Below are 3217 nucleotides of genomic sequence, written 5' to 3'. Positions count from 1 at the left end.
ACACCATTAGCTGTAATCCTGAACGCATAGTTTTTTGGATACAACGACGAACAGTCGATTGTTTCATAATATGTGCCTTTAGTCCTGTTCTTTGCCGCAATCTTCTTTACAGGCATGCCTTCCAATGAATACAACTCAAAAGATACTTTTACATCTTCCTTTAATTCATATTCTATGTTCAAGAATGATTCCACCGGGTTCGGATACAGCCTGCAAGTCATCACATCTTCCAATGTGACAGTTTTGACTTGTTCTTTATCTGCATTCTGATTGTTGTCTTTTGGCTCCTTCCACAGTTCATCCAGCAGTGCCTGATTTTCGGGATCGGTGTCCAGATATAAATGATCCTGAGGTGGAAAGAAGAAAGCTGTCTTAAAGATCTCCGTACTGTCCTTCAGGTTGATATTCTTTATGGTTTCAAAGACAGGGTAACGATACCCTTTGCTATACCAACGGCAGGTTTCAAGTTGCTTACCTGAATTGTCTGTTTCACTTGTCACATAACTGCCTTCCTGAGGCACATCAAAAATTGTTTGTAAGGTCTTTACCCTGAGTACAGGGCTAAGGGTATCTCCCGAAGGAAGAACCATCTTTCCATAAGCATCAGCTGTAGTAATCATTGTCCCTTGTGTCTGAATATCCACTGTAGAGGAATAAACTCCCTTTGATCTGTAGTCTGATGAAGATTTTTGCCCGTAGTTTAACGGGAAATGTACCAGTAGCATAGGATCGGTATAGTTTAATACCACCGAAGGGTTTTCATGTCCTCTTTGCAAAAGAGAATCATTTGTTAAATGATAATAGTACATCGTGTTGTGTTCTGTACCGACGATCAGTTCATTGTCTGATACTTTCTTCTTCAAATAGCGGGTATTACCCAGTATATACACACTGTCTCCTTCCAAGGGGGGAAGAGAATAGATAAGGGTATATTCATCGTTGACGGATTTGAGTTTACTGAAATCCCAGAGCTTGTTGGTTCCGCTTTCTCCGGGGTTTATATACTCTACCTGCTGTTTGACCAGTATATCGCCCGCGCGGTATTGGTTGTGAGAAGTGTTCAGCTGTGCTGACAAAGAAAAAGCACATCCGAAAACACTTGCCAATGTTAATGCAATTGCTTTCATGTTATATCAAATATTAAGCGTTAATTCCGGATTATAAAAAGATATCCCTTCTGTTGCTATTTTTTAGATTTAGCACAGTTGTTCTTACATATAAAGTATTTAATGGGATGGAAGGTTAATGTACCCCTTTTAGATTTATATAAGCGAATATCCAGTGTAAGAAATTGAAATGTATATTCATAAGTAATTATTTAAAAAGTTAATTCGTCCTTTTAATTACTTTGCTTTTCTCTTCTGAATACTTCTTCAAATGTATTAAATTATTTTAAAATACATTCTAAATGCATAAAAAATGTTTGAGTTTTAATGGAAAATTAATAAAGCCGCCTATCTTTTTTTGATAAACGGCTCCAATAACAACCTCAACCTATACAATTAAAACTTATACTTCACACCTAACAGATGTCCGTTGCTCTGACTACCTAAACTTTTTTGATATTGATATTCGAATCCTAGATTGTGATAGAATATTCCTCCTCCAACACCGATATAATTTAAAGTAGAGTAAGACGCAGAGATAAACGGCTGCCATATTTTAGTCTTATAAATTGTCTGGCGTTCTATTACCGGAGTGAAGTTATAATCTAAAGCCGATAGTTTGTTATATTGNNTTTAGTTCATAATCAGCAATAACAAGTTTTGCATAAGCTGCTGAATCGATAGGCATATATCTCACACTACCTGTATCTCTGTACTGAATAAAGGGTAACAGAGGTTTATCCGGCTTTTCTTCTTTTATCGGTTCAAACTGCGTCGGACTTACTGATCCTGTAAGCGTTTCACCTTTTATATATTCTTTCTTCGGTTCGGAATCAATAGATGATCGACCGATAAAGAAGCCAATAATCAGACAGACAATTCCAGAGAGAACTATTAAAGTTGCTTTTTTCATAATCCTTCTTCTTTTACGATTTGTTCTACTGTATTTATCATTGACAGAGCAGTCTTTACATATTCGGGCCCTGTTGCATATTTCCAACCGGTATCATCCATTAACCTTTTCACAAATTCGCGCGGATCATTCCTATATGGCCAGGCATCAGCATAACCCGATTTGCGGAACAAAGCCTGATGATCATACAAACAATCCTCTAAAGTGTCATAGACTCGGAACAAACGATACACTATGTATTTGTAATTACCGTTCGATAGCCTTTCAGGAGTACCCACAACCATTTCAGGTGACTTAAAAGCTACATTCGGATTGCTGAAAAATTCTGTTGTTCTCACCAACTGTGTTTTTCCAGCCCAAGAACTACCTTTAGTTATCCCGAATAAATTATTCGGGAGTTTCCCTTCTAAACTCCATCCACGTTCCAAAGCTGCTTGCATAGTTTCAAAGATCGGATGTATTGAATCGTTTGGCTTTTCTTCATGCAGTCTCTTTGCTGCCGGATAAACCGCCTTGACAAAATCAATCTGTTTTTTAGTTGCCATTATTATCCTCCTTTTCTTCTACTTCTATTATATCGGCTTTCTTCCCAAAGAATTTAAATACATTTACTTTTACCTTTTTGCCTCTAGCAGCAAAGTAGTTCACATAAATACTTTCAAGCTCAACACCATAAATGACTAGTAAGATAATAAGCGGTAATAGATCAATTCCGAACGGTTGACCGAATGCTTGACCGAAAGTATATGCCAATATGATCCAAAGACAATAGTTTGTTATCTTATCGAGTGTGCGCCTCACAGCTCTCGATCGCTTCACTATCTCATTTCGATATTTAGCTGCCGATATGCCAAACTTTAAATCTGCCATTGTCAAAAGAAAAGCCAATGCTAAAAGCCATTTAGCCCAAATAAAGAAATCGAGTAATCCAATTAGGAAACCATCTGTATAGTTGTTATCCATCGCATTATTCCTCTATTGGTTGTACTTCTTTTTCTATCTCGTTGGCAATTGCTTTGAATTGTTCGGCATGGGCGATATAATCCTCAGTATCCCGGAGAAATAAATTTACCTGTCCGTTTTCCTTCCGAATATTACCGACCTCATTTGGTACAGAGTTTACTTCTTGTCGAATCGAGCATGAAATCAAGGTTATCACTCCGTTAACAATCGTATATACAACACGATATTCATAACC

At 37.4% G+C, this 3217-nt stretch carries 4 protein-coding genes; all 4 read right to left on the bottom strand.

Annotated elements, in window-relative coordinates; all coding sequences use genetic code 11:
• On the bottom strand, positions 1 to 1127 hold a 1127-nt coding region (locus B3P17_RS12970), incomplete at its 3' end, for a T9SS type A sorting domain-containing protein (protein WP_291105778.1).
• 888 nt (positions 1128 to 2015) lie between these two features.
• Complete coding sequence (locus B3P17_RS12965; RefSeq protein ID WP_252639329.1) at positions 2016 to 2564, bottom strand: glucosaminidase domain-containing protein; 549 nt, start codon at positions 2562 to 2564, stop codon at positions 2016 to 2018.
• Positions 2554 to 2982 carry a phage holin family protein gene (locus B3P17_RS12960; protein WP_252639328.1) on the bottom strand — a complete coding sequence of 143 codons (429 nt, stop codon included), beginning with the start codon at positions 2980 to 2982 and terminating at the stop codon, positions 2554 to 2556. The genes B3P17_RS12965 and B3P17_RS12960 overlap by 11 nt, the downstream gene beginning before the upstream one ends.
• A gap of 4 nt (positions 2983 to 2986) precedes the next feature.
• The coding region (locus B3P17_RS12955) for a hypothetical protein (RefSeq protein ID WP_291105775.1) at positions 2987 to 3217 on the bottom strand (231 nt) is incomplete at its 5' end.

This window comes from Dysgonomonas sp. UBA7630 (assembly GCF_002483985.1).
Taxonomy (GTDB): Bacteria; Bacteroidota; Bacteroidia; order Bacteroidales; family Dysgonomonadaceae; genus Dysgonomonas.
Note: the sequence above shows the minus strand (reverse complement) of the source record. Positions and strands in the feature narration are given on the sequence as shown.

What these genes read in the sequence shown, in the direction of transcription:
- B3P17_RS12965 (WP_252639329.1), bottom strand. Translation starts at nt 2,564, where the DNA reads ATGGCAACTAAAAAACAGATTGATTTTGTCAAGGCGGTTTATCCGGCA.
- B3P17_RS12960 (WP_252639328.1), bottom strand. Translation starts at nt 2,982, where the DNA reads ATGGATAACAACTATACAGATGGTTTCCTAATTGGATTACTCGATTTC.